At 56.7% G+C, this 24,490-nt stretch carries 33 protein-coding genes; 18 read left to right on the forward strand and 15 right to left on the reverse strand.

Annotated features, from left to right (window positions below; translation table 11 throughout):
- Positions 1 to 196: 196 nt before the first annotated feature.
- From DNK59_RS31565 to DNK59_RS07375, 5 genes are all read right to left on the reverse strand, one after another.
- Positions 197 to 1,327, reverse strand: coding sequence for a hypothetical protein (locus DNK59_RS31565; protein ID WP_146249885.1), 1,131 nt, complete (start codon positions 1,325 to 1,327; stop codon positions 197 to 199).
- Positions 1,327 to 2,592 (reverse strand): hypothetical protein, encoded by a 1,266-nt coding sequence (locus DNK59_RS31570; protein ID WP_146249886.1) that lies wholly within the window; start codon positions 2,590 to 2,592, stop codon positions 1,327 to 1,329. The genes DNK59_RS31565 and DNK59_RS31570 overlap by 1 nt, the downstream gene beginning before the upstream one ends.
- Before the next feature lie 305 nt (positions 2,593 to 2,897).
- Positions 2,898 to 3,962 (reverse strand): tyrosine-type recombinase/integrase, encoded by a 1,065-nt coding sequence (locus tag DNK59_RS07365; protein ID WP_110722765.1) that lies wholly within the window; start codon positions 3,960 to 3,962, stop codon positions 2,898 to 2,900.
- A 3-nt stretch (positions 3,963 to 3,965) separates the two neighbouring features.
- The gene (locus DNK59_RS07370; RefSeq protein ID WP_110722766.1) at positions 3,966 to 4,232 is read right to left on the reverse strand and encodes a DUF4224 domain-containing protein; all 267 of its coding nucleotides are present in this window, start codon (positions 4,230 to 4,232) and stop codon (positions 3,966 to 3,968) included.
- A 9-nt stretch (positions 4,233 to 4,241) separates the two neighbouring features.
- Entirely contained in the window at positions 4,242 to 5,048 is an 807-nt protein-coding gene (locus DNK59_RS07375; RefSeq protein ID WP_371920261.1) for a DNA cytosine methyltransferase, read from the reverse strand.
- Positions 5,049 to 5,053: 5 nt separating this feature from the next.
- On the opposite strand from DNK59_RS07375, the gene DNK59_RS31575 reads away from it, so the two are divergent.
- Positions 5,054 to 5,731 (forward strand): hypothetical protein, encoded by a 678-nt coding sequence (locus DNK59_RS31575; RefSeq protein WP_146249887.1) that lies wholly within the window; start codon positions 5,054 to 5,056, stop codon positions 5,729 to 5,731.
- Positions 5,732 to 6,053: 322 nt separating this feature from the next.
- Here DNK59_RS31575 and DNK59_RS07385 read toward each other — a convergent pair whose 3' ends face one another.
- The 9 genes from DNK59_RS07385 to DNK59_RS07425 all read right to left on the reverse strand — a co-directional run bounded on the left by DNK59_RS07385 (position 6,054) and on the right by DNK59_RS07425 (position 9,872).
- A complete protein-coding gene (locus DNK59_RS07385; protein WP_371920262.1) occupies positions 6,054 to 6,440 on the reverse strand; it encodes a hypothetical protein in 387 nt (128 codons plus the stop codon).
- Positions 6,441 to 6,484: 44 nt separating this feature from the next.
- A complete protein-coding gene (locus DNK59_RS07390; RefSeq protein ID WP_110722769.1) occupies positions 6,485 to 6,811 on the reverse strand; it encodes a pyocin activator PrtN family protein in 327 nt (108 codons plus the stop codon).
- Positions 6,804 to 6,983, reverse strand: a complete 180-nt coding sequence (locus DNK59_RS07395; RefSeq protein ID WP_016966897.1) for a hypothetical protein — start codon at positions 6,981 to 6,983, stop codon at positions 6,804 to 6,806. Before DNK59_RS07395 ends, DNK59_RS07390 begins: the two co-directional genes overlap by 8 nt.
- Positions 6,970 to 7,254: a DNA-binding protein gene (locus DNK59_RS07400; RefSeq protein WP_103739781.1), complete on the reverse strand. Its 285-nt coding sequence runs from the start codon at positions 7,252 to 7,254 to the stop codon at positions 6,970 to 6,972. Before DNK59_RS07400 ends, DNK59_RS07395 begins: the two co-directional genes overlap by 14 nt.
- A 9-nt stretch (positions 7,255 to 7,263) precedes the next feature.
- Positions 7,264 to 7,848 carry a hypothetical protein gene (locus DNK59_RS07405; protein WP_093403721.1) on the reverse strand — a complete coding sequence of 195 codons (585 nt, stop codon included), beginning with the start codon at positions 7,846 to 7,848 and terminating at the stop codon, positions 7,264 to 7,266.
- On the reverse strand, positions 7,845 to 8,024 hold the full coding sequence (locus tag DNK59_RS07410; RefSeq protein WP_110722770.1) for a hypothetical protein: 180 nt from the start codon (positions 8,022 to 8,024) through the stop codon (positions 7,845 to 7,847). Before DNK59_RS07410 ends, DNK59_RS07405 begins: the two co-directional genes overlap by 4 nt.
- Positions 8,025 to 8,156: 132 nt before the next feature.
- Positions 8,157 to 8,789, reverse strand: a complete 633-nt coding sequence (locus DNK59_RS07415; protein WP_060839758.1) for a BRCT domain-containing protein — start codon at positions 8,787 to 8,789, stop codon at positions 8,157 to 8,159.
- A gap of 13 nt (positions 8,790 to 8,802) precedes the next feature.
- Positions 8,803 to 9,195: a hypothetical protein gene (locus DNK59_RS32065; RefSeq protein ID WP_060839757.1), complete on the reverse strand. Its 393-nt coding sequence runs from the start codon at positions 9,193 to 9,195 to the stop codon at positions 8,803 to 8,805.
- A gap of 23 nt (positions 9,196 to 9,218) precedes the next feature.
- Positions 9,219 to 9,872, reverse strand: a complete 654-nt coding sequence (locus tag DNK59_RS07425; RefSeq protein ID WP_110722771.1) for a S24 family peptidase — start codon at positions 9,870 to 9,872, stop codon at positions 9,219 to 9,221.
- Between the two features lie 100 nt (positions 9,873 to 9,972).
- On the opposite strand from DNK59_RS07425, the gene DNK59_RS07430 reads away from it, so the two are divergent.
- The 6 genes from DNK59_RS07430 (at position 9,973) to DNK59_RS07455 (ending at position 14,640) form a co-directional block, all read left to right on the forward strand.
- Positions 9,973 to 10,164 (forward strand): Cro/CI family transcriptional regulator, encoded by a 192-nt coding sequence (locus tag DNK59_RS07430; protein ID WP_110722772.1) that lies wholly within the window; start codon positions 9,973 to 9,975, stop codon positions 10,162 to 10,164.
- Positions 10,165 to 10,490: 326 nt separating this feature from the next.
- The gene (locus tag DNK59_RS07435; RefSeq protein ID WP_047287319.1) at positions 10,491 to 11,009 is read left to right on the forward strand and encodes a phage regulatory CII family protein; all 519 of its coding nucleotides are present in this window, start codon (positions 10,491 to 10,493) and stop codon (positions 11,007 to 11,009) included.
- Positions 11,002 to 11,226 (forward strand): TraR/DksA family transcriptional regulator, encoded by a 225-nt coding sequence (locus DNK59_RS07440; protein WP_110722773.1) that lies wholly within the window; start codon positions 11,002 to 11,004, stop codon positions 11,224 to 11,226. The genes DNK59_RS07435 and DNK59_RS07440 overlap by 8 nt, the downstream gene beginning before the upstream one ends.
- Positions 11,219 to 13,438 carry a VapE domain-containing protein gene (locus DNK59_RS07445; protein WP_110722774.1) on the forward strand — a complete coding sequence of 740 codons (2,220 nt, stop codon included), beginning with the start codon at positions 11,219 to 11,221 and terminating at the stop codon, positions 13,436 to 13,438. The genes DNK59_RS07440 and DNK59_RS07445 overlap by 8 nt, the downstream gene beginning before the upstream one ends.
- Positions 13,431 to 13,796, forward strand: coding sequence for a hypothetical protein (locus DNK59_RS07450; protein ID WP_110722775.1), 366 nt, complete (start codon positions 13,431 to 13,433; stop codon positions 13,794 to 13,796). Before DNK59_RS07445 ends, DNK59_RS07450 begins: the two co-directional genes overlap by 8 nt.
- Positions 13,797 to 14,316: 520 nt before the next feature.
- Positions 14,317 to 14,640 (forward strand): phage holin family protein, encoded by a 324-nt coding sequence (locus tag DNK59_RS07455; protein ID WP_110722776.1) that lies wholly within the window; start codon positions 14,317 to 14,319, stop codon positions 14,638 to 14,640.
- Positions 14,641 to 14,667: 27 nt separating this feature from the next.
- On the opposite strand, the gene DNK59_RS31580 is transcribed toward DNK59_RS07455, so the two are convergent.
- On the reverse strand, positions 14,668 to 15,294 hold the full coding sequence (locus DNK59_RS31580; RefSeq protein ID WP_146249888.1) for a hypothetical protein: 627 nt from the start codon (positions 15,292 to 15,294) through the stop codon (positions 14,668 to 14,670).
- Positions 15,295 to 15,532: 238 nt separating this feature from the next.
- Between DNK59_RS31580 and DNK59_RS07460 the strand changes: the two genes are divergently transcribed.
- The 11 genes from DNK59_RS07460 (at position 15,533) to DNK59_RS07510 (ending at position 24,382) form a co-directional block, all read left to right on the forward strand.
- Positions 15,533 to 16,084: a hypothetical protein gene (locus tag DNK59_RS07460; protein WP_110722777.1), complete on the forward strand. Its 552-nt coding sequence runs from the start codon at positions 15,533 to 15,535 to the stop codon at positions 16,082 to 16,084.
- A gap of 4 nt (positions 16,085 to 16,088) precedes the next feature.
- Positions 16,089 to 18,104 (forward strand): phage terminase large subunit family protein, encoded by a 2,016-nt coding sequence (locus tag DNK59_RS07465; protein ID WP_110722778.1) that lies wholly within the window; start codon positions 16,089 to 16,091, stop codon positions 18,102 to 18,104.
- Position 18,105: 1 nt separating this feature from the next.
- The gene (locus tag DNK59_RS07470; protein ID WP_047287306.1) at positions 18,106 to 18,312 is read left to right on the forward strand and encodes a phage head-tail joining protein; all 207 of its coding nucleotides are present in this window, start codon (positions 18,106 to 18,108) and stop codon (positions 18,310 to 18,312) included.
- On the forward strand, positions 18,312 to 19,793 hold the full coding sequence (locus DNK59_RS07475; protein ID WP_110722779.1) for a phage portal protein: 1,482 nt from the start codon (positions 18,312 to 18,314) through the stop codon (positions 19,791 to 19,793). Before DNK59_RS07470 ends, DNK59_RS07475 begins: the two co-directional genes overlap by 1 nt.
- Positions 19,790 to 20,932, forward strand: a complete 1,143-nt coding sequence (locus tag DNK59_RS07480; protein ID WP_110722780.1) for a head maturation protease, ClpP-related — start codon at positions 19,790 to 19,792, stop codon at positions 20,930 to 20,932. Before DNK59_RS07475 ends, DNK59_RS07480 begins: the two co-directional genes overlap by 4 nt.
- Positions 20,929 to 21,273, forward strand: a complete 345-nt coding sequence (locus DNK59_RS07485; RefSeq protein WP_110722781.1) for a head decoration protein — start codon at positions 20,929 to 20,931, stop codon at positions 21,271 to 21,273. Before DNK59_RS07480 ends, DNK59_RS07485 begins: the two co-directional genes overlap by 4 nt.
- Before the next feature lie 63 nt (positions 21,274 to 21,336).
- Positions 21,337 to 22,332 carry a major capsid protein gene (locus tag DNK59_RS07490; protein ID WP_110722782.1) on the forward strand — a complete coding sequence of 332 codons (996 nt, stop codon included), beginning with the start codon at positions 21,337 to 21,339 and terminating at the stop codon, positions 22,330 to 22,332.
- Positions 22,333 to 22,334: 2 nt separating this feature from the next.
- Positions 22,335 to 22,649, forward strand: coding sequence for a hypothetical protein (locus DNK59_RS07495; RefSeq protein ID WP_110722783.1), 315 nt, complete (start codon positions 22,335 to 22,337; stop codon positions 22,647 to 22,649).
- Positions 22,646 to 23,299, forward strand: coding sequence for a hypothetical protein (locus DNK59_RS07500; RefSeq protein WP_110722784.1), 654 nt, complete (start codon positions 22,646 to 22,648; stop codon positions 23,297 to 23,299). The genes DNK59_RS07495 and DNK59_RS07500 overlap by 4 nt, the downstream gene beginning before the upstream one ends.
- Positions 23,292 to 23,804, forward strand: a complete 513-nt coding sequence (locus DNK59_RS07505; RefSeq protein WP_256596309.1) for a hypothetical protein — start codon at positions 23,292 to 23,294, stop codon at positions 23,802 to 23,804. Before DNK59_RS07500 ends, DNK59_RS07505 begins: the two co-directional genes overlap by 8 nt.
- Entirely contained in the window at positions 23,801 to 24,382 is a 582-nt protein-coding gene (locus tag DNK59_RS07510; RefSeq protein ID WP_110722785.1) for a phage baseplate assembly protein V, read from the forward strand. The genes DNK59_RS07505 and DNK59_RS07510 overlap by 4 nt, the downstream gene beginning before the upstream one ends.
- Positions 24,383 to 24,490 lie beyond the last annotated feature (108 nt).

Below are 24,490 nucleotides of genomic sequence, written 5' to 3' on the forward strand. Positions count from 1 at the left end.
ACGTACTAGTCTTTCCGACACTCCAATCTGGATTCTGAAATAGAGGGGTTGGAGGGGTGGTAGGGGAGGGTTTCAACCGCACGTCATTATCATGCTCAACGTCATATTTTTGTGATCTGATGCTGTGTAGAGATGTAGTCCAATTCGTTTGTCGTGAAAATGGGGCGATGCGCTGCACCTCCCCATTTGAAAAAAATTACAATAATTTCCCTTGTGAATTAGTGTCTAGCCAACTTTCTATTGGAGAGGGATCTGTTTTTTCTTTATCGGTACTCTCTTTTTTTGAGTCGATAGATGATGCTGTGCGAGATATCGGTAAAATACTTCTTTTTACTCGTACAAAATCTGCGAAGACCCCAAGTATTGATCTTGCCTCAACAGATAGCTCTACTTCACTACAGTTTTTTGCAAATGCTTTTTCGTCCATCTCTTTAGCAGCGCCGAACAGAGCTTGGGCATTATGTTCGCGAGCAAAGTATTCAGCGATTAAATCTGCTCTGATCTTTGAGAGTTCTTGGCCTATATTTTCTCTAGCTTGACTGGCAAGAGTCTTTCCATTTACAACGTTTTCTGAAATGGCTCTGAAAGCGAGTTCCAGACTCTGTCTAAACTTGCCATCTCCATCGCCATAGGTGATACCATCTCTAACTCCTTCGAATCTAAAAATAGCATCCTGGAAAGTGAGTTTCTCCAATGCGCTGTCTAGTGCAATGCATGCTAGAGAAGCAACAGAGAGCAGGCATCTTTGAAGTTGATCGCTATATTGAGATCTAACTTCCATTCTGTCTGCAAAAAAATGGAAAGCCATCATGGCTTTGTTAAATGCAGGGAAACTACCAAGGCTTGCAATTGCTGACTTTGTTTCTGCTAATACCTTTATCCAGTCTCCATCATGTTTATGATTAGAGTTTTGATGTATTAGAAGATTAAACTCTTCCAAGGATAAGCGTGTGTCAGCACTGATTTTTTTGTCTAGCCTGTCCAAAAAACCTTTTGAAAGTACTGATATGTTATTTTCGTAAGCAAATTTCGCTAAGCCCTTGTTTTCATCGGTGGTTGCGATAATGGCTCTATCGCACTTGAGCACTGATTGTAGTCCTTTTACCCATAATATTCTTTCGTAAGCTTTAGGTGATTTTTTGTTTTTTACATCTACTATCGCTTTGATTCGCACGCTTGCAGTTTGTCGACTATATAGCCATACATCTATGTCAGTTACATCGCTCCCCTCAAATGTGAAAGGAACAGATCTAATTGCGTAAAAACCTTGCTTTGAGAAGTAAGTTCTAACAAGTTCTTCGAGCAAAGGTCCTTTTGAAATACTCATTAGCCACCGCTCCTCATTTGGTCTAGCGCACTTGCAATGAACTGGCTGTCATCAAGTGTATGTTTTGCTCGAATGTCGATACGGGTTTCTGCCGGTCCCTTGAAGCTTTTCGCTGCTCCACCGTCCATCAATAGTGCATCTTGTGCTGGTGCATTTCCCTTTATTATAGTTCTTGCAAGTTCGCCGACATCTTTTTTTAGTAGGGTCATTGTGTAGCGTTTTCCAGCTTTTTTGGTTACTTTCACAACTTGACGCTTTTCAAGCTCTTTATAGTCCTCGCCTATTGCTTCAACTCCATAGTAGCCGCCTACGGGCTCTCCTGAAATCAGCTTTCTAAGAAGAGCATCTGGCATTGTTATCGCGCCTCTATTTTTCTCGCTTCGAGTCATGCCATACGTTAGAGAGGCTAGCAATGCTTTAGCATCGTCAATAGGGTCGTCTTCAAATGGTCGACCAAACTTTTGAAAAGAATTTGGTGAGGTTAAATATCCGACTGCCTCAATGCTATTGCTAACCTCCAGGCGGTCCAAAAGACCAATGCCAATCAAACGTTTATATAAATTCGATCCGAGTATTTTTTCAGCATCCTTATCAGCTATTGCACCTTTTTGATTTAGGCGCTCCTGCAGTTCTCGGTAGTTTTGACTGTCTGTGCTGTTTAAGGACTGAAGAAGTAGATATGCTTTTTGTGCGTAATCTCCGCTTCTGAAGTTGTTGTTGTTAAATAAAAGAGTTAGCCCTTTATTTTCCGCTTGGTCCAGAATGGCGGTCGACTTACAGATGTCGACTACACCTGAAGCTTTAGTTTCAATAAGCTTAAAGGTATCAGATATGTACTCCGTTGCTTCTGATCTAGTGATGGGTTTTTGGGCTACAAGTTCTGAAAGATGAATTGCTGCTTGCTCTTCGTTAGTTGGAGAGCAATCGTCAAATACTTGATTCGTAAACTCTAAGACAGAGCGTGAGGTGGCGCCCAGTATTGCTATAGATTTGCTGCTGCTTATATCTATTCGGCCTTCGCGCTCTAATAATTGCAGTCCGGACTCTCGTGAGGCGCGATCAATATTGTTTAGTTGGCATATTGTCGTAATCTCTTCGGCGTTAAGTGTAGGAGTTGAAGAGTCAATTGTGTTGCGTCGTAGAAGGTTATAAAGTCGTCCAGTTTTACCCGCGTATTGTATGTTCTCCAATCGGCCTGCACCTGTAATGCCGTCTAGGCATTTTGACTGTGCTAGAAGCCATGCGCCCTTCGTGTGCTCATCCATAAGAACATCCTTCGCTTAAATTTTCAGAAAACCGTATTCAATCCGGGTTGGTGGCAAGCGCCTACCTTGGTTGATCGTTCAAGACGCGGAGTGGATTGTCAATAGATCAAGAGATCTTATTTTGATTTCTTGACTGCTGTGAAAAGTTACGAATTTGGAAAAACTACTCGATACAGGCGAGCTTGGTTGCTGCTACACGGTTGGCTTTACTTGGATAAGGTGCTAGCTCTTGACCTGTATAGGGCTTACTAAAAACGTCAGCTTGTGGTCGTATGCATACCAGCCATAGTCTTAGCGGTATATGGTTATTTTGTAGGCCTAACAATCTCACCAACTCGCCTATAGACCTTCTTTGTCATCTCTTCAGTTGAATGTCCGAGCAACCGGCTTGCGTGTGTTAACTCAATCTCGCTGGCCGCCTTCGGCCGAATGTCCTTGAACTGAAACTGCCGAATGCTGACCGCCAGTGCCGGATCGCCATCGACCGCAGCCTTGATGGCAGCCTTCTCCCGCGCATCGTCCCAGCGGTTGCGCAGCATTTGCTGACTCATTCGTAGCCCTGACGCGTTGGTGATCAGCGTCGACGTCCTGATGCCGTTGATGGCTCTGCGTTCCTGTAGATCCTCAATAAAGGCGCTCAACCCGGATTGGACGCCTTCCTCCTCCAGGCGCAGGCGTAGGCGCTTTTCGGTTTTGCCCTGGCCTATCAGTAAGAATCCGTTGTTCAGGTCGGTGGCGGCGATCTTGAGCACGTCTGCGGGGCGTTGCCCGGTCAGGTAGGCCAGGTCCATGGCGTCCTTCAGTTCCTGCACCGCCTCGGCGTAGACCGCATTCCATACGGTCTCGCCGGCGTAGTAGTCCCTGGGCTTTTCCTTGTTGCGGCGAACGCCGAAGCACGGGTTGGCTTTGTCGGTCAGGCCCCACTCTCGGGCAATGGTGAATGCGTGAGAGAGCAGGGCGATTTCTCGATTGGCCCTAACCTTGGCGGTTCTGGCATCGCGGTATTGGGCGATCACCTGGGGGGTGATCGATTCGATAGGTGCGTTTTCAAAGGCCTTCCTGAGCTGCTTGAGTTCCTTGTGGTTGTCCGATTGGGTGCGGATCGATTTGCCTGGGATGATCTCTTTTTCGTACCGGTCGAAGACGTAGCTCATCAGGTGGTTGGGCTTGGGTGGTGCTCTGCGTTCCAGCCTGGCCCATTCCACCTTGGCCTGATCGAGGTCGGTGCCCAGTGGGATTTCCTTGCGTTTGCCGGCGGCGTCCCTGCCGTCGTAGTAGTACGCTGTCCAGATCTGGCCGTTCTTGCCCTTTCTGATACGGCGCACCATGCGCGGCGGCAGGTCGCGGTTGGCTGTGGTTCTCTTGCGCACGGGTCAGCTCACATTCGCAAGGTTGAGCGACCAGACTTCAGTCACGGCACTAGCTGCAGAGGGTTTAACGCCGGCTAACTTCATCCTGGCGTAAACCCGGCCAACGATGGGTCGCCGTGCACCGGTCAGAACAAACTCCCAATGGTTGTTGGTCAGCCATTGGATCTGTTTGGATGGGAGCTGATACCCGGTAATGGTGTGCAGTTCGTCCTGGTCAAGTGTTTCACTCTGCAGTGCGTTAACTGTATTTAGGGCGTTGTTAGTGGTCATGCGGCCACCTCACTTGGAAAGTGCATAAAATGCTGTTGCTGCCACTCGCGGAACTTGGCCATTTCCAATGGCGCGATGTCTGTCCATTGCAATGGCCAGCCCATCAACCACTCGCTGAACTCGGGGTTGTGCCTCCCTCCAGGCAGCAAGCCCAGAAGGGTTAAGTGTTCGGGCAGGCGTACACCTCGCGAGGACTTTTCGGCTCGCTTCCTGGCGGTCTCTGGTAGCACGCTGCCTTTCCCGTCCGAAGCCGTTGGCGTCGGCCACAATCCAGATACGGTCCCTTCTGTGATCCAGGCCGGCGTCGTATGCGCTGAACACTCCCCATCGTGCATCGAACCCCAGTTCGGCCAGGTCCCCGAGAATGCGTCCAAGCCCCCTAGAAGTGAGCATTGGCGAGTTCTCCATGTACGCGAGGCGGGGTCGTACTTCATCGATGATTCGGCGCTGTTCCACCCACAATCCGCTTGCTTCACCGTCCAGGCCGGAGGCGTCCCCGCAGATGGATATGTTGGTGCAGGGAAATCCCCCCGAAACCACATCAACAAGGCCTCTCCATGGTCTTCCGTCAAAACTGCACACGTCAGACCAAATAGGGAAAGTTGGGAGGGCTCCATCGTTTTGTCGTTGCGCCAGAACCTGTGCGGCGTAGGCATCACGCTCAACGGCGTAGATGGTGCGCCATCCAAGGAGGTGGCCGCCGAGTATTCCGCCACCAGCGCCTGCGAAAAGAGCCAGCTCATTCACGCGGCCTCCTTCATAGACGGGAGGCTTTGGAATGGGCATGCTCTTTTCTTTTGGATGGCTGGGAGCCATAACGCATGAAAAGTTTCAGCATGCCTCCTGAGATGAGGCTCGCTAGCATTTGGGTTGTTTGGGGTTATATGGCTATAGGTGTTTTGGGATGGGCACTGTTTGTCTTGCTTGATGCGTTTGATGCCAAGAAGGACGCAGCGGCCTGGGTGCAGGCTGTTGGTTCTATCGCTGCAATTATCGGGGCTTTTATGGTTGCTCAGCGGACGCACCAATTGGAGCGTCAGTTGAAGGCCGAGGAGGCATTGCAAGCAGAGGTCGATGCTCTTTATTTCGCGGAGCATGCTGCATATGAGGCCTATTCTGCGGTTCATCACGTCGCTGAACATGCCACTAGCGCTCCTTATATGATCGGTTTGGCTCGATTGGAGGAGGCGCGACACACGCTTAGAAACTTGCTGAAAAAGCCTCTTCCAGTAGAGGTCTGTAGCTCTATTTTTGTGGCTCAGGAGCAAGTCTCTGAAGCGCTGAGCGTTGCGAGTCGTGTGAAAGAAAGTTATCGGAATAATGGATACGAGGTATACAAAGACGCGGGCGAACTTGAATATCGCCGTAATATTCTTTGGGGGGCACGGCAGACTATTGCTGGGCTCTACTGGCATAAAGCGGAATGTGCGGGAATTGATAGCTATCGCCGATCTGAGGATGATCAGCAAGTTGAAGTAGATCTGCATGAGGACCTTTAGCATGTACTTTGACTTCGCAGTAGGCTGCATAAGCGATACCTTCTGAGCGTTCAGCATTGCTCCAGTTGTGGTTGCCCCGCGCAGCTTTGCGTGGGGTATACGTACCTCGGTGGTGCTGCGTGCAAGAGCAGTAATGCCTGCTGCTGCGCAGCAGAGGCTCTTTGTTTCTTGCGCGTCGACGCTGGCGGCGTTGCGGAGCAAAGCGGTCACGGCATGGGCGATTGGCTGAGCGTGCGGCATGCCGCTTTCCTCCGGTTTCTGATAGCGGGTTGGTCCATCCATCTGCTGGCTCATGCCGCTTCCTCCTTTGCTGCTGGCTCCATTAGGGCGGCCATGGCCATGGCTTGATCGCGCAGCAAGCGCGAATCTCTTTCGAGTTTTTTCCGGTTTTGAAGGCGCTGAATGTCTCGGCGGCAATGCGTAGCAGATCCGCGATGGCCAGCAAGGTCTGCCGGTGTGCTGGCTTGAGGGCTTGGCTGTCCTGCAGGCGCTTGTGCAGTTGAACTAGCCTTTGGTTATCTGCTCGCACGAACTTGAGGGCGGTTGTCAGCTCGCGCAGGGTTCTCGCGTTGTCCGTTTGAGCAATGGCTTTGCCTTCCTCGATCCCGGCTGCTCGGCCATTGCTTCGGCCTATCAGGTAGCCGGCCCAGTAGAGCAGGGCGACGGTGAGTATCAGGCCGATCAGGGCAATGATCTGTATATGGGTCATGTGGTGTGCTCCGGTGGGTTTGGCTGGTGGTGGCAGCCGTTGGGTTATTTGTCGTGATCGTTGGCGTCGGCCAGTTGCTTGGCGTGTTCTTCATCCGCCCGGTAGGCGCGGATGTCGATCAGTGCTGCAACGTGGCGGATGTGTGCGTACTTCGGCGCCTTGCGGCTGCTGTCCAGGGTGGTGATGGGCAGTTGAATGCGGCCGCTGCTGATCTCGGCGGCGAACGACTGTTCGTTGAGGTTGCGGAAGTACTGCGCGCGGATCTTTTCCAGCGGGATCAGTACGTCGCCGAAGGTGCGATACAGCAGTTCGACGGTGGCGGTTTCCGGTGTTGGCATCAGGCGCAGCGGGGTCTGGTTGGCGTTACTCATTGGCTTGCTGGCTCTCCATGCGCTGGCGGCGTTTCGGGTGGTTCCAGGTGATCAGGCAGTGGGCTTTGGTCAGCTCGCGCAGATGCTCGGGTACCTCAAGGAGCGCAGCGTTGCGCTCCTCTTTGGTCCGTAAGGCGATGATCTGGCGGGCGTACTCCCTAGGCCACGTCACGGCGATCTGCCGGGATAGCGGGCAGGGCGAGGCCCAGTTGCTCGGCGAGCCAGGGAATGCCGGCCTGTCGAACCCGCGTTGACTGGCTGTATTGCAGGCCCAGCTCCGGGTGGAACCATTTGCCTTCCTTGGTTCCCAGGTACTCACGGTCGCGCGTTGGATAGGCCGGCAGTCGCTCGGCGTTGAGCAAGCCTTTCTCTTGCATTAGGCCGATCAGGTGCGGTCGTGTGATGCCGAAGTACCGGGCGGTTTCCTTGAGGTTGCGATCCATGGTGGCCTCCTAAGCAGCGTGCGCGGCGGGAGTCGCCAGCGCTGCCAAGTGAAGGATGGATTCGCAGACATCCTGGTACATCTGCACGTCGCTGCCCGAGACGGTGAAGCACTTGGTCCGTGGGCTTTTGATGCCGATGCTCAGGATAACGGTGACGCCCTTGCGCGTTCGGGTGCGGTGCACGGCCAGACGAATCGGCAGTTCAAACCCGAGATCCAGATCGAGGAAGCCACCCAGGCACACCACACCAAACACCTGCTCGCGCTGTTGGGCGCTGAAGGCTCCGAACACGCGCTCGGCGTGCCGTGGTGGAGCCAGCTCGGCGTTAGGATCGATTGGGCCGTTGGCGATTTCTTCGATGAAGTCAGCCAGCTTCAGGTGGGCTTTCTTGTCGTTGGCCAGGGTCAGCGTGTGGCGTTCGCTGCCGACCTCGACAACAAAGGTTGTGTCTGCCGGGTTGCGATCAACCTTCAGCCGAAGCTTCAACGCCGTGCGCTGTGGTGAATCGCGCAGGGTGTGGTGGAAGGTTTCGCTCAGGTTGACCTGGGCCTTGAGCAACTGCAGTGTGCGGTTGTCTACTCTGAATTTGCTCATGCTGCGTCGCCTCCGCCGTTCGGATCGAAGGGGGAGGGCCCGCGTTTTTTTGCCACGAGCTTAAGTTTTCTGTCGTGAAGAACAACCAGGCAGCCGGTACTGGATTGCAACTGCTCGATCAGTTTTGGGTTTCTGGCACATGCCGGATGGACGTGCAGTGTGGCGGTGGTGTGCATGGTATTGCCTCGCTCTGTGGTGAAGAGTGAGGCAAATTAAAGAACTCTTAAATCTTTATGTCAATATCTCTTAATTTTTCTTTAAGAGGTCTTACCAGTTAGGCGGGTTGCGGTAGTGGTCTGGAGCGACACTCATCCGAATATGGCTCTTTGCCAGTGCTCCTCACTGATGATCGAAATCGGCGTACCTGCTTCGCGGAGCTCAACGGCTTTTTTGATTTTTAGCCCGTAGCTTGTGTGCATCCATTGTTCATTGCCAATGCTGCCGATAATCAGAAAATTAACCTTCTTGCTAACGGAGCCTCCAATACGGCCACCTCGCTCTGTGATCAAGGCTTCGCAATGTTTTCGAGGACCATATGCCATTGTCCCGGTAAGCATAAATACTTGGTCTTCCCAGGAGAGGGTGGGGGGAGGGTTGTTCAGGGGTAGGGATGTTGGGGCTGAGAAGAGTTTTGCGGGCCCCTCCTGAATCCCTGTGAACTGCTTAAGGAGGCTCAGTAGCTCTGCTGCTTCATCAGAATCAAGGATCCCGTCGCGTAGCATATCGTCCAGGCGCCGGTAGAGGATGTTTACAACAGGATCATCAAGATGAATTAGGTTACTTTTGATCCAGTTTTTCAGAAAAATTGCTTCTTTTTCGTTGATGTTTCCATCGGCCGTTATGCCTGCTGCAATACCGATCAGTGCGTCTACAGATCGCCTGTCTATGCGAGCCTCATGAAAAAAACGGCTATTTTGAAATTCCTGATGCAAATCAACCATTTCGCGTCTCTCCTTAATCGCTATCGTTTTCCGTGCTTTGATTGACGTATTTCGCCTTATCTGATGTGAACGTAACGGCCATCCCAGTGTTTGTGCAGGTAAGCGTGTGCTCCTTCGAGCAATCAATGTTGAGATCTTCGCCCCTTAGTCCCTGCCATTGCGCTAGGTACTTAAGTGAACCGAATTTTTCGCGTTTTTTTAGTGCCCGGGATACTCCCCCTTTCCAGCCCAAGATGGGAAGCTGGCCGGACAGGCACTGCTGGGCAAGCTCTGGATATGTCATGGCACGAGCGCGCCCGACCTCCCACGACATAATTAGTCCTTGGTCTGGCCCGTCCCAGATCTCTTCGTGGGTTAGCCCTGCTCTCTGTGGGGCGTTTTTGCTGCGGATGACATTCGTTGTCATAAGGGCTCCCTGATCTTGATTTTTTAAAGCGCTCCGCCATGCCAGACGATTCTGCCTGCTATATGAAGGTGGCGTATTTCTTGTTCTGAGGCGATCTCGTCGGGATACTGACGCTTGTCTTCATTGTCACTACGAATGATCCATCCGTTGGTCATTGTGAGCACAAGTCGTTTGATAGTGAGTTCACCGTCTGGACGGCTAATGGCAAAGATCCGCCGATTCGAGGGCTCAGTCTGGCTTTCATCAAGGAGTAGCATATCGCCATCTGCCAAGGTCGGCACCATGCTGCCACCTTGGTTATATATAACCTTGAGATTGCGTTCCTCAAGATTCATCTGGTTGAGCCACTCACGCTTGAATACCAGTCCGCAAGGGGCTCCTGCGTTGTCGTTCAATTGTCCGTTGCCAGACGTTCTAGTGCTGTATGGGGGAATGATGGTGAAGTCTTGGGCTGGCGTACTATCCCCATCTTCTGGCTTTCCAGCACCTTCTGCTAGCCATCGTGCCGAGCAGTTTGTCGCGCGAGCAAAGGCGAATAGATTTTCTGCCTTTATGCCTCCGGACCCAGCCTTCAATTGACTTATGCGAGCAACACTAATCCCGATCTCTCTAGCGAGGTCTCTTGGTTGCTTGCCAGATGTGCTCAGGGCGTAGGCAATTCGTTCGGACATATTCATTAAGCTAGCTTAAATCCTTTGGGATTAAGTTTTGTTTAGCTGCTGCAAAAATAATTTAAATGTTCTTAAATTTTGGCTGTGTAACTGAAGGAGTGCCCTGATGCTCACCGAAGATGCAGTCACATTTTTCAAGAGCAAATCGAAGCTGGCTGCTGCATTGGGTATTTCCCCTGCGGCGGTATCCCAATGGGGTGTGCGTGTACCTCAATTGAGGCAGTACCAATTGCAGACCCTATCTGGGGGGGAGCTAAAGGTTAGCTCTACGAAACAAGATGCTGCGTTAGCAGCCTAAGAAAAAAGGCGACCCAAGGGCCGCCCAGTTCCTCCCGGCACACACCACCACAGTGTCGCCGGGTCGCGGTTTAGGTAGGCGCGCACACCACATGCAAAAACGTCTACTTCAACCGCGCTTTCAAGGCTCGGAAGCCTTGGGTTGCTGCCTTCTCCACCACAGATTGGGCAGCTGTTGCGCCAGAGGTGAACAACGGATTGTTTGCCTCGGCACGGTGCCGGTGTCGGTCTTGCGGACCTAGCCGGCGTTTGGGCCCTTACAAGCCACGCGGCAAATGTATCACCACTGCATACCGCGCGGCACTGGCAACTTTTAGGATTAATGCCATGAGCCGTATTGCTCTGAACTCTGTTGAGCGGGCCAAGCGGGAAGTCTTGCCGCTCGATCTCGCGCTTTACCATGCTGCCCGGGACTATCCCGGCGGCGCTGCTGCCATCGCCGCCACCACCGGCCGCAACCCGACCACACTGCAGCACAAGCTGTCTCCCACCCATCCCAGCCACAGCATCAACATTCAAGAATTCGGCGAGATTCTGGAGCTGACCAAGGACCGGCGCATTCTCGATGCGGTGCATGCCCTGGTAGGGGACACGATCTGGCAGGAGTTGGCCGAGGCTTACACCAACGACATGCCGGAGACGCTGACCACGGGCATCGCTGTGTATTTCCGTCAGGTTGCCGACCTGGCCGACACCTGGGCCAAAAGCATCGGCGATGGCGTGGTGAGTGATGCCGAGTTGGCCGAAATCCGCCTGCAGGTGTTTCGCGGCATACAGGGGCTGCTGGGCATGTTTAACCGCGCCAGTTACGTCAACCAGACCACTCGGGGGGCGGACCATGGCTGACCTTGCGGATTTTGCCAACGATCTGGTGCAAGAGCGCCTTGATCAAGCGCTCGCGGCGCGTCAGTTGCTGAGACCTGAGCTGGCGGTGCATTCCTTCCTCATCTGCGAAGACTGTGACGGTCCTATTCCCGAAGCGCGCCGCTTGGCGCAGCCCGGATGCACCTTGTGCGTGACCTGTCAGGAGATCGATGAAGTGCGGAGGGCCCGCCATGCTTGATGAGGTCTTGGGGCAGTTCGCCGATTACGGCCTGGAGCCCGCGCAGCCACTGGTGTTCGGCAAGCTCACCCGCTGCAAGACGGCGCAGGATAAGGGCAAGGAGAAAAACGGCTGGTACGTGGTGCATGAGCACTACACCGAGAAGGGCGAGACCCTGATCTTCGGCAGCTTTGGCGACTGGCGTTCGGGTGTGACGCAGAAGATCAAGGTCAAACCCGGGCGGATGAGTGCCGAGGAGCGTGAGGTAATGCGCGCCCGGCAGGAAGAGGCGAAACGCCGGGCGGCGGAGGTGGCGGCCAATGCGGCGCGTCGTGCGGCAAAGCGTGCCGCCGGGTTGTTCAAGCGTATGCCGGAGAAGGGCAAGAGCACCTACCTGGACCGCAAGCAAGTGGTGGGCTTCGGGGTGCGCTATGCGCCGCGCTCGGGTGCGTTCCTGGTGCCCATGAGCAACGTACGCGACCAGATTGTCGGCTTGCAGGTGATCTATCCCGAAAAGCAGGAAGACACCGGGCGTGACAAGTCCTATTGGCCCTATGGCTTGTCGAAAGAGGGCGCTTTCCACCTGATCGGTCCGCACCCTGAGCCCGGTGAGCCGGTGCTGGTGTGTGAGGGCTACGCCACCGGCGCCAGCCTGTATATGGCAACCTCGCTGACCGTGGCCATCGCTTTTGATGCCGGCAACCTCATGCCGGTGTGCAAGGCGATGCGTGAGCGTTTTGCCGGTTGCCCGATCATCGTTTGTCGGGATGATGACTGGAAGACCAAGCGGGCCAACGGTGAGCCCTGGAACCCCGGCAGAGAGCGTGCTGAAAATGCGGCAACGGTGGTCGGCGGCCAGGTGGTGGCGCCGATCTTTTCCGGCGAGCGGGAGATCAAGTGGACCGACTTCAACGACCTGCACTGCGCCGAAGGTTTGGACGCGGTGCGTCGACAGGTGCTGGCGGTGGTCAGGCCACCCGCCGCGGGCGGCTGGCGGGATCAGTTGGCCCGCAGCGACAGCGGCATGCTGATCGCGCACATGCAGAACGTTGAACTGATCCTGAGCAATGATGAGCGCTGGGCCGGGGTGATTGGCTTCTGTTCGTTCAGCGCCAAGATCGTCAAGCTTCGGGTACCGCCCTATGGCGGCGACACCGGCGACTGGGCCGACATCGATGACATGCTGGTGATGAAGTGGCTCGCGCAGCAGTACAACCTGCGGGTCAAGGTCGGCAACGTGATCGAGGCAGTGAGCGTGGTAGCGCACTACCGGGCGTTCCACCCGGTACGCAATTACCTGCGCGGCCTGGAGTGGGACCGCGTACCCCGGCTCGATTCCTGGCTCACCGAGATCATGGGCGTGGAACCGACCGACTACAGCTCAAAGGTCGGCAAGCGCTGGATGGTTTCGGCGGTGGGCCGGGTGATGGCCCCGGGGTGCAAGGCGGACTCGGTGATGATTCTGGAGGGTGCTCAGGGGGCCGGTAAGTCTACGGCGATGAGCATTCTCGGCGGTTCGTGGTTTATGGACACGCCGTTTACCCTGGGCGACAAGGATGCGTTCCAGGCGATTCGGGGCAAGTGGATTATCGAGCTGGGGGAGCTGGACAGCTTCAACAAGGCCGAGTCGACCAAGGCCAAGCAGTTCTTCTCGGCCTCGGTGGACACCTACCGTGAGAGCTACGGCCGCAGAACGATGGACGTGCCACGCCAGTGTGTTTTCGTGGGCACCACCAACCAGGATGAATACCTCAAGGACGCCACCGGCAACCGGCGTTATTGGCCTGTGGCCTGCACCAAGGTCGACCTGGAGCAACTGCGACAGATCCGCGACCAGCTCTGGGCTGAGGCGATGTTCTGCTATCAGGCGGGTGATATCTGGTGGGTGATTCGTGATGAAGCGCCGTTGTTCGCCGAGGCGCAGGAAGAGCGCTTTGTGGTGGATGAATGGGAGGTGCCGATTCTGAAGTGGCTGGAAGAGTCGCACTTGGGGGAGACCACCACTGGCAGCCAGATTCTGTCCGAGGTTCTGAAGATTGATCCCAGTCACTGGGGGAAGCCTGAGCAGATGCGCGTGGGTGCGATCATGCATCGGCTGGGGTGGCGCAAGAGGCGTATGCCGGCATTGGCGAAGAGTGGTATACGCCCATGGGCCTATCAGAAGCCGGCCAACTGGGGGCGCGGTTCTGCATTGCAGGTGGTGCCGATGGAGGAGGAGCCTTGCTTTGATTAAGCGAATCGACGAGATGCTCAAACTCTGGGCTCAGGATCTGCACATGCCCACGACCTTGGCCATCGGTAGTGCGGGTGGCGGCAACATGATCGCCATGCTGATGGAGTGCAAAGGCGAGCTGATACGTGGCACCCGGGGCAGCCGGGTGTTGCTGGATGAATCGGCCGATATCGAGCTGATCGTCAACAAGCACCTGCCGCCCGAGCTGGCCCTGGTGGTGATGGAGCATTACTGCAATCACGACAGCTTCTTGGCCCAGAAGTACGCGCACTGTGGTTGCAGTCGTGAGACTTACTACCAGCGTCTGCATCAGGCGCATGTGTTCATCGAGGGCATGCTGATGGGGAAGGTGGCTTGACGCTTACCCTTGGTGCGCTTGTCTCTGTCCTACTGGCTCGCCTTGTCCGACTGCGTTTTAACGCAGCAGGACAAGCGCGGGCCTTGTCATTCCTGGGCTGTCCTACTGTCCAACCTCTCAGCGCGTCATGCGCACACATGAGCGCAGCGGGCACACATTACGCGCCGTGGGCGCGCACGCGTGTCTTTCAATTTCTTCTTACAGGCGAGAAAGGAAAGATAGAGGTAGGACAGTAGGGCAGAGCCTTGTATTTCGTGGGCTGTAGCTGTCCTGCCTGACTCACTATCAGTGGGACAGGCAGGACAGCACCAAAGGCGCTGATAGCCGAAATAAAGATATTCGCCGACATTGCCTAGGCGTTCACCCGACATTCACCGGGTGGCGTTAAAACAGGGTTGCTGCCACCGGAATCCACCTGTAAAAAGTAGCCATCTTCGATAGGTGCGACCGCAGAGAGCGGCAGGCACCCACACACCAAACCCGGCCCTTGCGCCGGGTTTTTGCGTTTAAGGGGCGGGCGATGACGAACGAGCAACAAGCGCTTATTGATATGCCGGTTTGGATGGTGATCCTGCTGTCCTTAGTCGGCGGGATTTCCGGAGAGGCATGGCGGGCTGACAAAGCGGGGGTAAGAGGTTGGTCCTTGGTTCGCCGCTTGCTGCTTCGGTCTGGGGCCTGCGTGGTCTGTGGGCTTTCCACTATGATGTTGCTGCATGCTTCTGGCATGTCGGTCTTGGCAGCGGGAAGCATTGGGTGCCTCACCGCGATGGCTGGTGCAGATGTCGCTATAGGGTTGTACGAAAGCTGGGCAGTAAAACGGTTAGGCCTCCGGGAAGCGGAATAAGAACAAGCCCAGTTTTCGATTGCTTTTTTATGAAGGATCCGGACAGCTAAATGAAATAGTTGCTGTCATGTAGTTAGTGGTTTGTATTAACGATATAGTGCATGGCTCATCGTTAACTATTATCGGGAATGAGTTGGCAAGTGATAGGCTTATACGGTCGTTATTAACATTTCCAGCGATATACCCTGAGCCGATACTAGACATCCCAAATCTGACTCGATTTTTAACAAGCTCGGCCGTTTGACCTTCCTTTAGGGTGAACTGGATCGAGCTGCTTAGCCCTTTGCGTAATTCTTGTTTGAGCATATCAACCGTCTTTGAAAGCTTTTCTGATTTTTCAATGGCTTCCGCAGCAGCAATCGTTGCTTTTGCTTGCTCAAGCTCAGACGTAGTTATTTGTATTTTGAGTTTTTTTATTTCTTCATTTGCAGAAAGCTGCGACTGAAGCTTTTCGCTAACAGAGTTCAGTTTTTTTAGGGTGTCAGGAAGCTTCCATGATTCGGCTTGGTTATATGCAGAGATTTGGCTTTTTAGGTCTTCGATATAATCTTTCCGGATTTCCCAGGTTGTATAAATTATAGCTGCTCCTACGGTTCCGATTATGCCAAGAATAGATGCAAGTACTTTCCATGTTATAGAGATGTTTATGGGCATCTAAAGTTCACCTGTTAGTGTTTATGTATATGTTCAACGCAGTTGTAGATGTCAATCTGAGGTCGCAATGCTATTGCATTGGGTGTCTAGGTGCCATCATTCAGTGGCTACCGCAGGGACCCTGAGACTATTTGAGCAGCACGGGGTCGGGAACCCGCGGACCTTTGTTAGCGGAAGGATTCCCGGCGTTGGTTGACATTGGTTGACAGGTTTACAGTCCAAGTTGACAGAGGTTTACATGACATTTCTCACTCGAACCGAGTACGCAAAAAGTAAGAGTTGGTCGCGACAATACGTCGGTAAATTGGTCCAACAGGGACGCCTGATCCTTACCGAAGATGGTCTGGTGGATGTTGACGCCAGCGAGCAATTCCTGGCGATGACCAGCGAACCGGGCAGGCGTAGCACGAATGGGCAAACGGTCCCTGTTGCTCCAACCGCACAACCTTCGCTATCCCCTGGAATTGCCCACCCGGTGGTTCACTCAGGGTATCAGCAGGCTAAAGCCCGGCTAGCGCTGGCACAGGCGGAACTGACTGAAACCAACTTGCGAAAGGCCAACGGCGCGCTGGTGGAAGTGGACATTGTCGACCAAGCAGCATTTGCTGCTGGCAGGATGATTCGCGACCAAGTGCTAGCGTTGCCCGCGCAGTTAGCCCCTGAAATTTCGGCTATTTCCGATACGTGGCAAATCGAGCGGATCATCGCGAGCGCATTGCGTCGAGTATTGGATGACGCCGCATCCATGTCCGCTGCCGAGTTTGAGCAGGCCATTCACTTACAGAGCTGAACCTATGCAGTTTCCATACGCAGATGGGGCAGCGGTGCACCATGCTGCGTATACGCGAGGCCTTAAACCTGACCCTGAGCTTTGGGTAGACGAATGGTCCGACGAGTACATGCGAATCCCGCGTGATACCGGCGCCGCAGAGCCTGGCAAGTACCGCACGGACCGGACGCCTTACGCACGAGAACCCATGCGCTGCTTATCACCTGCACACCCCTGCAAGCGGGTGGTGACCATGGTGGCCTCGCAGTTGATGAAAACCCAAATTGCTTTGAACTGGATCGGTGCCTTGATCCACATGGCGCCGTCCAACATCCTGACGTTGCTGCCCAGCCTGGGCCTGGCCAAGCGGGTGTCTTCACGGATCGGCAAGACGATCAAGGCCACGCCGGTGCTGCGCGAGCGAGTGGCGTCCAGTCGCTCGCGGGATTCACGCAACACCATGGACACCAAGGAGTTTGAAGGCGGGTCGCTGTACGTGACAACGGCGGGGTCTGCCGCCAACTTGGCTGAGCTGTCGGCGCGCTATGTGTACGGCGATGAGGTGGACCGTTGGGAAGTGGACGTCGGCGAGGAGGGCGACCCTATCGAGCTGGCTGAAACCCGGGGCAGTACCTTCGGCCGCAATGCCAAGTTCTATTTCTCCAGCTCGCCCACGATCAAGGGGGCCTCGCGGATCAGCGATCTGTTCGAGTCCAGCGACCAACGTTACTACTACGTGCCCTGTCCGCATTGCGGGCACCGGCAGGTGTTGGAGTGGGAGCGCTTGCTGTACTCGGCGGACTTCACCATGGCGCATTACCAGTGTGCCGGGCCTGAGTGTGACGTGCTGATCGAGGAGCATCACAAGGGGTGGATGCTGGCCCAAGGTGAGTGGCGTTCGCATGCCCAGGGCGATGGTGAAACGGTAGGTTTCCACCTCAACGCCTTGTACTCGCCACCTGGCTGGATGGACTGGCGCACGCTGGCGCGGCAGTTCGAGAAGGCCAAGAAAGCCCAGGCCAAGGGCGATCTGGAGCCGATGCAGGTGTTCTACAACACCCGGCTTGCCAAGGTTTGGGATAGCGCTCAAGAGCAGACCAAGGCCCATGTGCTGCGGGACCGGGCACGCCTTGAGAACTACTGCCTCGGGTCGATGCCAGCCGGTGTGCTGATGCTGACCGCCGCTGTTGACGTCCAGGCCAACCGCCTGGAGCTGATGGTGATGGGCTTCGGTGTCGGCATGGAGCGCTGGGTGATCGACCATCAGGTGATCTGGGGCGATCCGGCGAACGAACAGACCTGGGCGGTGCTGGATGAAAAACTCAAGGCGCGTTACCGGCACCCTTGCGGCGTCGGTCTGGCGATCCTTGCCGCTGGTGTCGACTCGGGCGGCCATCACACGGATGAGGTTTATCAGTTCTGCCGGCTCCGCCGTTGGCGCAACGTCTTCGCCATCAAGGGCGCGAGCAAGCCAGGCAGGCCAGTGATCGCTCAGCGGCCGTCGATGGTGGACGTGACCTGGAAGGGCCAGACCGAACGCAACGGTGCTGAGCTGTGGTTTGTCGGTACCGACACGGCAAAGGACTGGATCTACAACCGCTATCCCTTCGAGAACGGGCCGGGTGCTTTGCACTTTGCCAATGACTTGCCCGATGAGTTCTTCGACCAGTGTGTGGCCGAGAGCAAGGTGGCGCGCTACGTCAAAGGCCACAAGCGCATCGAGTGGGTCAAGGGCAAGGCCGACCGCAACGAGGCGCTCGACCTGATGGTGTATTGCCTGGCGATGGCGCATTACCTGGGCATCAATCGCTACCTCGAATCTGATTGGGACCGCGTGCGGCAGGCCATGGCCCAGTCCGGGCTGTTCGATGAAGTGGCAACCGCTGCACCTGCGCAGGTGGAGTCTGTTTCTGATGAGCCAAAACCAGCTCCAGTCGTTGAACCGGTAGTTCAACCGACCGCCCCGGCGGTCAGGCCCCAGCCAGCCGCTCCACCCCCTCAACGCCGTATGTCTACTAGCGGCTATCTTAAGAGACGCTGATATGTCCTTTACCCAGAAACACCTCGACGCTATCGAGGGCGCTATCGCTCGCGGTGAGAAAACCGTGCGCTACGGCGACCGCACCGTGGAGTACCGCACGGTGGATGAACTGCTCAGGGCCCGCGAGGAGATCCGGGGCAGCCTGAGTGCAGCCGCCGGACCACGCGCTCGCGTGATCCGGCTTTTCCATGGAGGCAAGGGACTGTAATGGCTCGCCACTTTCCGACGCTGACCCGTAACGGTTTCTTGCTGCCGTCCAATATCAAGGCCAGTTACGAGGGCGCCGGAGAGGGGCGCCGTTCCTCAGGTTGGGATGCCCCCGACAACGGCATCAACACCATCAACACCCCGGCCTTGCGCAACCTGCGCTCGCGCTCCCGGGCGGCGGTACGCAACGACCCGTATGCGTTCAACGTGATCGACAAGCGGGTCAGCAACCTGATCGGAACCGGGATCAACCCCAGGCCACGGACGGCTGACCACGACCTGCGCGAGCTGCTGCAGAATTTGTGGGAGGACTGGGTGGATGAGTCGGACGCCGATGAGTTGACCGACTTCTATGGCCTGCAGGCCCTGGCGGCTCGAACGGTCGAGACGTCGGGCGAGTGCTTTGTACGCCTGCGTCCTCGCAGTCTGAATGAAGGCTTGGCGGTGCCGCTGCAATTGCAACTGCTGGCGCCGGAGTTCGTGCCCCATGACAAGTTTGAAAGCACCCGCGACGGTAATGTCATTCGAGCGGGGATCGAGTTCAACGCCATGGGCAAGCGGGTGGCGTACTGGATGTATCGCTCGCACCCGGGGGACTCCTCGTCGTTGAACGGCGGTTACAACCAGCTGGTACGGGTGCCAGCGTCCCAGGTGCTGCACATCTTCGAACCGATAGAGCCGGGCCAGCTGCGCGGTGTTCCGCGTTTGTCGCCGGTGCTCAAGCGCCTGCGCAGCCTCGACAACTACGACGATGCGGTGTTGTTCCGGCAGGAGGTGGCGAACCTGTTCGCCGGTTTCATCTCGCGGCCGACGCCGGAGACCGGTCCGCCACCGCGAGATCCAGTCACTGGCCACCCTCTGACGACTGACCGCGATGGCTTCACGCCGATGGTGGCGCTGGAGCCGGGCACGATGCAGGAGCTGGGGCCAGGTGAGGAGGTCGAGTTTTCCAAGCCGCCGGACGCGGGTAACAACTACCCCGACTTCATGCGGCAGCAACTGATGGCCGCCGCAGCAGGTACCGGCACGCCCTACGAGATCCTCACGGGCGACATGCGCGAGATTAACGACCGGGCGCTACGGGTTGTGCTCAACGAGTTTCGGCGCCGTCTGGAGCAACTGCAGTTCAGCGTTTATGTGCACCAGTTGTGCCGCCCTGTTCGGGCGGCCTGGATGGACATGGCCGTGCTCTCGGGCGCGTTGCAGCTGGAGGACTACACGCAACGGCGCCGTGAGTACCTTCGCACTCGTTGGGTGCCTCAAGGCTGGGCCTACATCCAGCCAGTGCAGGACGTTCAAGCCCGGCGCATGGAAGTGCAGGCCGGCTTCGCCTCGCGCAGCGAGATGGTGCTGCGCACCGGCTATGACGCCGAAACGGTCGACGCTGAAAACGCCGCGGATCTGCAACGTGCGCAGGGCCTTGGCCTCAATTACACCACTCTCGAAAGCGTCGAGTTGCTCGACGACAAGGAGCAACCATGAGCAAGAAAGCGCAGGTGCGCGTTTACGACAAAGCCGGCAAGCTGGTGCCGGTCAAGGACCAATCCTGGTACACCCTGCGGGCCAGCGGCGAAGCCGAACAGCGCAGCATTGAAGTCTTCGTGTATGGCGAGATTGGCACCTGGGGCGTGACGGCCAATCAGTTTGTGCAGGATCTGCGAGCCCTGGACGACGGGGCGTCTCCGGTGATCGCCGCGTTTAACAGCGTCGGCGGTGACCTGTTCGACGGCCTAGCCATTCACAACGCGCTGTCGCGGTTGGGGGAGCGCTGCACCGGCCGTATCGACGCCCTGGCCGCCAGTGCTGCCAGCGTGGCAGTGTGCGGCGCTCACCGGGTGGTGATCGCGGCCAATGCCATGCTGATGATTCACAACCCCTGGACCTACGCCTCGGGCGATGCCGAGGACTTTCGCAAGGTGGCCCAGGTGCTCGACCAGACCATGGAAGCCATTATTGCCGCCTACAAGGCCAAGGCGCCGGACATCGATGAGGAGGAGCTACGGCGCCTCGTTGATGCCGAGACGTGGCTGACGGCGAATGAAGCCGTCGCCCTGGGCCTGGCGGACGAGGTGGGCGACGGTGTCACGGTCAAAGCTTGCTTGGGCCAGGGCGCGGCGCTGCAACGCTTTCACAATGCGCCGGCTGAGCTGCTGGCCCAATTGGATGAAGCGCCGCAGCCAGATCCGCAGGTGCCAGCCGATCCGCCAGAGCCGGCTCCGGTGTTGGATGTCGCACAGCTTGCGCTGCTGGTCACCCAGCGCTGCACGGCTGCCGGTATCAGCAACCTGATCGAGCCACTGTTGAAATCCACCCAGCTGGAAAGCGAGGCCGTTGTCCAGGCGGGTTTGACCCGGGCCAAAGCCATCAACGACCTGTGCGTAGCCGCCCGTTTGCCTGAGTTCAGTGCCGAGTATGTAGCGGCCGGTCTGGATGCTGCCGCTGTGAGGGCGCGGCTGTTCGACAAGCTGGTGGGCAGCGGCAAGGGTTTCGAGATCGACAACAGCCTGCCGCTTGAAGCAGATCCACCACCCAAAGTGCAGGCCAAACAGATTGACCAGCCCTCCATCTGGGCCGCTCGCCAGGCCGCACGAGACCCATCCGCAAAAGGAGCTAGACCATGACCATTCAACGTGAACCGATGTATGCGGGTGAATTCCTGCTGTCCGAAGGGGCCGGCACCATTTCCCGCGAAGCCATCAACGTGGCGGCGGGCCCAGCTCTGGAGCCGGGGCAGATCCTCGGCCTGGTGGTGGCTACTGGTGAGTTTGCCCCCTACAAACCGACCGCCGAGGACGGTAGCGAAAACGCCCAAGCCATCCTCTATGGCCCCTTGGGCGAGTCGGATGTGGTTCGCCGTGGCCGCGCTGTAGTGCGTTTGGCCGAGGTCAGCGAAGCGCACCTGACCGGCCTGGACCCTGCCGCCGAGAAGGCCCTGGCGACTCATTTCGTGATCGTCCGCTAAGACGATTCACCCTCGTTTACCGAGCCCGCCTTTGCGGGTTTTTTGCTTTCTGGAGATTGCTTCATGGCTGACATTGAGATTTTCAACGACGACGCGTTTTCTGTTTCTTCGCTGACGGCGGCGATCAACGATCAGGAGTATCTCCCGGGTCGTATCAGCAGCCTGGGCCTGTTCCAGGAGCAGGGTATTACCACCCTGACGGTGCAGATCGAGAAGGACGGCGACACCCTCGCGCTGGTCCCTGCGGGCGAGCGTGGTACCTCGGGCCTGGTAGTCGGTGGTAGCAAGCGCAACCTGATCCCGTTTAACACCGTGCACCTGCCGGAACGCTTTGCCATCAAGGCCGACGAGATCCAGGGCATCCGCGCTTTCGGTACCCGCAGTGAGCTGCAGTCGGTGCAGGACGTGGTTAACAAACGCCTGGCCAAGTGCCGTCGCCAGTTGGACGCCACCCACGAATTCCAGCGCATGGGTGCCTTGAATGGCCAGATCCTCGATGCGGACGGCAAGACGGTGCTGTTGGACATCTACAAGACCTTTGGGGTGACTCGCAAAAAGATGCCGATGGGGCTCAACGATCCTGCCACTGAAATTCGCGTCAAATGCGGCGAGGCCCTGGACCTGCAAGAAGATGCCTTGGGCAGTATCACCAGCACCGGAGCACGGGCGTTTTGTGGCAAGAACTTCTGGAACAGGCTGATCGTCCACGAGAAGGTCAAGCAAACCTTCCTCAACACCCAGCAGGCTGCAGCACTGCGGGGGGATGCCCGCGAGAGCTTCGAGTTCGGCGGCATCGTTTGGGAGCGCTATCGCGGCAAGGTTGCTGGGGTTTCCTTTGTTCATGACGACAAGGCGCTGCTGATTCCCGAGGGCGTGCCGGATCTGTACATCTCGGTGTTTGCCCCGGCCGACTACATGGAGACGGTCAACACCGAGGGCCTGCCGTACTACAGCAAGATCGAGCCGATGCCGTTCGGCAAGGGTATGGCCGGCGAAGCGCAGTCGAATCCATTGCACCTGTGCACGCGACCATTGGCGCAGATCCTGCTGGAGATGTAGCCGTGGGTATTCGCGAGCTGGTCGCCGATGTGGACGAAGCGGTGTTCGAGGCGCTGGGGGACACGGCCTCCATCGAAGGGCGCGAGGTGCTGGGGATGTTCTCGGCGCCTTGGCTGCAACCCAAGCTCGGCAAGATGAATACGGGCCTGCGCGAGCCACATCTGGTGATCCGGGTATCGGATGCCGAGGGGGTAGAGGTACGTCAGCAGGTGCGCATCGATTTGCCCGCGCACGATGGAGGTGGCCTGTATACCTTGATTCTGATTGAGCCAGGAGGCGATGGCCTGGTCAGTCTCATTCTGAGGATCAATCCATGAGCATCGGCAGCTACGCACGGCAATCGGCCAGCGAAGGCATGATCACGCTGCAGCCCTCGGCCGTCGATATGCAGGCGTTCAAGGACTTTGCGGCCGTAGTGCCCAAGGCAGCGGCAGCGGCCCAGCGCCGGGCGATCAACAAGACCTTGCGTTGGTTGCGGACCTACATCGCCAGGGCAGTCAGCAGCAAGGAGCGCATTGCGGTCGGGGCGGTTCGTCAGCGTTTGCGGGCTTACCCCATCAACAGCAACGGACAGGGCAAGCTCTGGTTCGGTATCAACCCGATTGAGTCGAGCCGGATCGGTCGAGCCCGCCAGAATCGCTCGGGTGTGTCGGTCGCGGGGCGGCGCTATCAGGGGGCCTTCTTCAAGAAGGTCTATGGCAGCCAGGCCGACATCTGGATTCGGACTGGCAGCAAGCACTACGACCCGAGCGACTACCCCGAAACAAGGGAGGGAAAGCGGCGCTCAGGCTTCATCAACGAGAACGACAACCGCTTCCCCCTGGCCAAGGCCAAGGTGCCGCTGGATGACGTACGGCCGATCTTTGATGAATGGGTCAAGCGTGCTGATGAAAGGCTGCTGGAGATCCTCGAACAGGAACTGAACTTTGAGCTGCAGAAGTATCTGCGAGGTGGCAAACGTGTCTGATGAACCTTTCAGCCTGGATCAGTTGTACATCGCGATAGAGCGACACATTCGTGATGCCATCCCTGGCTTGGCCTATGTCGCGGTCATGCCCGATCTGTTGGATCGTGTGGCGATCCCGGCGGTGGTGATTGAGTTGGTGGAGCTGGAGCCAGGTAGCGATCAAATGACTGGCGAAACGGCGCTGGAGGCTCGCTTTGAGGCGCGAGTAATCGTGGGGTCTGAACTGCTCCAGTGTCAGCAGCAAGCGGCTTTTGTCGCTTCGCAGATTGCGGTGCTGTTGCGCATGCAGACCTGGGGCGTCGAAGTGGCCGCCGCCGAGTTTGTGCGGTCGGCCCAGGACTGGACGCGGCCTGAGCTGGATGGGTACGCGGTCTGGGTCGTGGAGTGGACCCAGAGCATATACCTCGGCAAAGAGGAATGGCCGTGGCCGGATCAGTCGGCGGGTGTCCTTGAACTCAACCTGGGAGAGGATGCCACAGGTGTTCGTGTCGAGGTCCAGCCATGAGCGGCTACGTTGCTGCTGCACATGACCGCATGATCGCGGGCCTGATCATCCCCTGCAGCGTGGTTGGCGTGGATCTCGAAGGCGGGGTGGTGCGGGTTTCCGATGGTGCCGGATGGACCAGTGCCTGGGTCCGCTGGCATAGCCAGGCCGCCGGCAAGGCGCGGCACTGGCGAGCACCGAGCCTGGGTGAGCAGGGGGCTTTGATCAGTCCCAGCGGTGAACCAGCACAAGGTACGTTTGTGCCTGGCCTGTACGGCAACGCTGGTGCACAGCCGGATAATCGCGACCACGTCGAGGTCTGGCGCTTCGACGATGGTGGCTCGCTGGTCTACGACTGGCAGGCCAAGAGCTACAGCATCAATCTGCCCAGCGGCACGGTGACCATTCAGGTCGGCGGCAGCTCGGCGGTGGTGACTGACGACTCGATTGCTGGCAAGGCCTCAACCATCCTGCTAGCAGGAGAAATCACCCTTGAAGGAAATGTCCAAATCGTTGGAGCATTGAGTGTTGCTGGTGATATCAACGGCGGCGGAAAAATTATTGATACCACTGGCAATACAGCGAACCATAAGCATTAAAAGGATACGCCGGAGTGCGGAGCACTTCCGGCGGTTGTTTATTTTGTTTTTTGACTTGCCAATTCTCGTTAATGGACTAAGGAAACAATGGCTGTTTTTTAAATCTAC

It is taken from the genome of Pseudomonas sp. TKO26, from assembly GCF_003225665.1.
GTDB lineage: Bacteria > Pseudomonadota > Gammaproteobacteria > Pseudomonadales > Pseudomonadaceae > Aquipseudomonas > Aquipseudomonas saponiphila.

Coding starts and splice junctions, on each gene's coding strand:
- DNK59_RS07465 (WP_110722778.1), top strand. CDS start 16,089: ATGCAGTTTCCATACGCAGATGGGGCAGCGGTGCACCATGCTGCGTAT.
- DNK59_RS31570 (WP_146249886.1), bottom strand. CDS start 2,592: ATGGATGAGCACACGAAGGGCGCATGGCTTCTAGCACAGTCAAAATGC.
- DNK59_RS31565 (WP_146249885.1), bottom strand. CDS start 1,327: ATGAGTATTTCAAAAGGACCTTTGCTCGAAGAACTTGTTAGAACTTAC.
- DNK59_RS07435 (WP_047287319.1), top strand. CDS start 10,491: ATGAGCCGTATTGCTCTGAACTCTGTTGAGCGGGCCAAGCGGGAAGTC.
- DNK59_RS07455 (WP_110722776.1), top strand. CDS start 14,317: ATGACGAACGAGCAACAAGCGCTTATTGATATGCCGGTTTGGATGGTG.
- DNK59_RS07485 (WP_110722781.1), top strand. CDS start 20,929: ATGACCATTCAACGTGAACCGATGTATGCGGGTGAATTCCTGCTGTCC.
- DNK59_RS07510 (WP_110722785.1), top strand. CDS start 23,801: ATGAGCGGCTACGTTGCTGCTGCACATGACCGCATGATCGCGGGCCTG.
- DNK59_RS07475 (WP_110722779.1), top strand. CDS start 18,312: ATGGCTCGCCACTTTCCGACGCTGACCCGTAACGGTTTCTTGCTGCCG.
- DNK59_RS07500 (WP_110722784.1), top strand. CDS start 22,646: ATGAGCATCGGCAGCTACGCACGGCAATCGGCCAGCGAAGGCATGATC.
- DNK59_RS07425 (WP_110722771.1), bottom strand. CDS start 9,872: ATGAATATGTCCGAACGAATTGCCTACGCCCTGAGCACATCTGGCAAG.
- DNK59_RS07480 (WP_110722780.1), top strand. CDS start 19,790: ATGAGCAAGAAAGCGCAGGTGCGCGTTTACGACAAAGCCGGCAAGCTG.
- DNK59_RS07490 (WP_110722782.1), top strand. CDS start 21,337: ATGGCTGACATTGAGATTTTCAACGACGACGCGTTTTCTGTTTCTTCG.
- DNK59_RS07370 (WP_110722766.1), bottom strand. CDS start 4,232: ATGACCACTAACAACGCCCTAAATACAGTTAACGCACTGCAGAGTGAA.
- DNK59_RS32065 (WP_060839757.1), bottom strand. CDS start 9,195: ATGACAACGAATGTCATCCGCAGCAAAAACGCCCCACAGAGAGCAGGG.
- DNK59_RS07430 (WP_110722772.1), top strand. CDS start 9,973: ATGCTCACCGAAGATGCAGTCACATTTTTCAAGAGCAAATCGAAGCTG.
- DNK59_RS07400 (WP_103739781.1), bottom strand. CDS start 7,254: ATGGATCGCAACCTCAAGGAAACCGCCCGGTACTTCGGCATCACACGA.
- DNK59_RS07405 (WP_093403721.1), bottom strand. CDS start 7,848: ATGAGCAAATTCAGAGTAGACAACCGCACACTGCAGTTGCTCAAGGCC.
- DNK59_RS07410 (WP_110722770.1), bottom strand. CDS start 8,024: ATGCACACCACCGCCACACTGCACGTCCATCCGGCATGTGCCAGAAAC.
- DNK59_RS31580 (WP_146249888.1), bottom strand. CDS start 15,294: ATGCCCATAAACATCTCTATAACATGGAAAGTACTTGCATCTATTCTT.
- DNK59_RS07470 (WP_047287306.1), top strand. CDS start 18,106: ATGTCCTTTACCCAGAAACACCTCGACGCTATCGAGGGCGCTATCGCT.
- DNK59_RS07445 (WP_110722774.1), top strand. CDS start 11,219: ATGCTTGATGAGGTCTTGGGGCAGTTCGCCGATTACGGCCTGGAGCCC.
- DNK59_RS07440 (WP_110722773.1), top strand. CDS start 11,002: ATGGCTGACCTTGCGGATTTTGCCAACGATCTGGTGCAAGAGCGCCTT.
- DNK59_RS07375 (WP_371920261.1), bottom strand. CDS start 5,048: ATGGCTCCCAGCCATCCAAAAGAAAAGAGCATGCCCATTCCAAAGCCT.
- DNK59_RS31575 (WP_146249887.1), top strand. CDS start 5,054: ATGAAAAGTTTCAGCATGCCTCCTGAGATGAGGCTCGCTAGCATTTGG.
- DNK59_RS07385 (WP_371920262.1), bottom strand. CDS start 6,440: ATGACCCATATACAGATCATTGCCCTGATCGGCCTGATACTCACCGTC.
- DNK59_RS07390 (WP_110722769.1), bottom strand. CDS start 6,811: ATGAGTAACGCCAACCAGACCCCGCTGCGCCTGATGCCAACACCGGAA.
- DNK59_RS07460 (WP_110722777.1), top strand. CDS start 15,533: ATGACATTTCTCACTCGAACCGAGTACGCAAAAAGTAAGAGTTGGTCG.
- DNK59_RS07415 (WP_060839758.1), bottom strand. CDS start 8,789: ATGGTTGATTTGCATCAGGAATTTCAAAATAGCCGTTTTTTTCATGAG.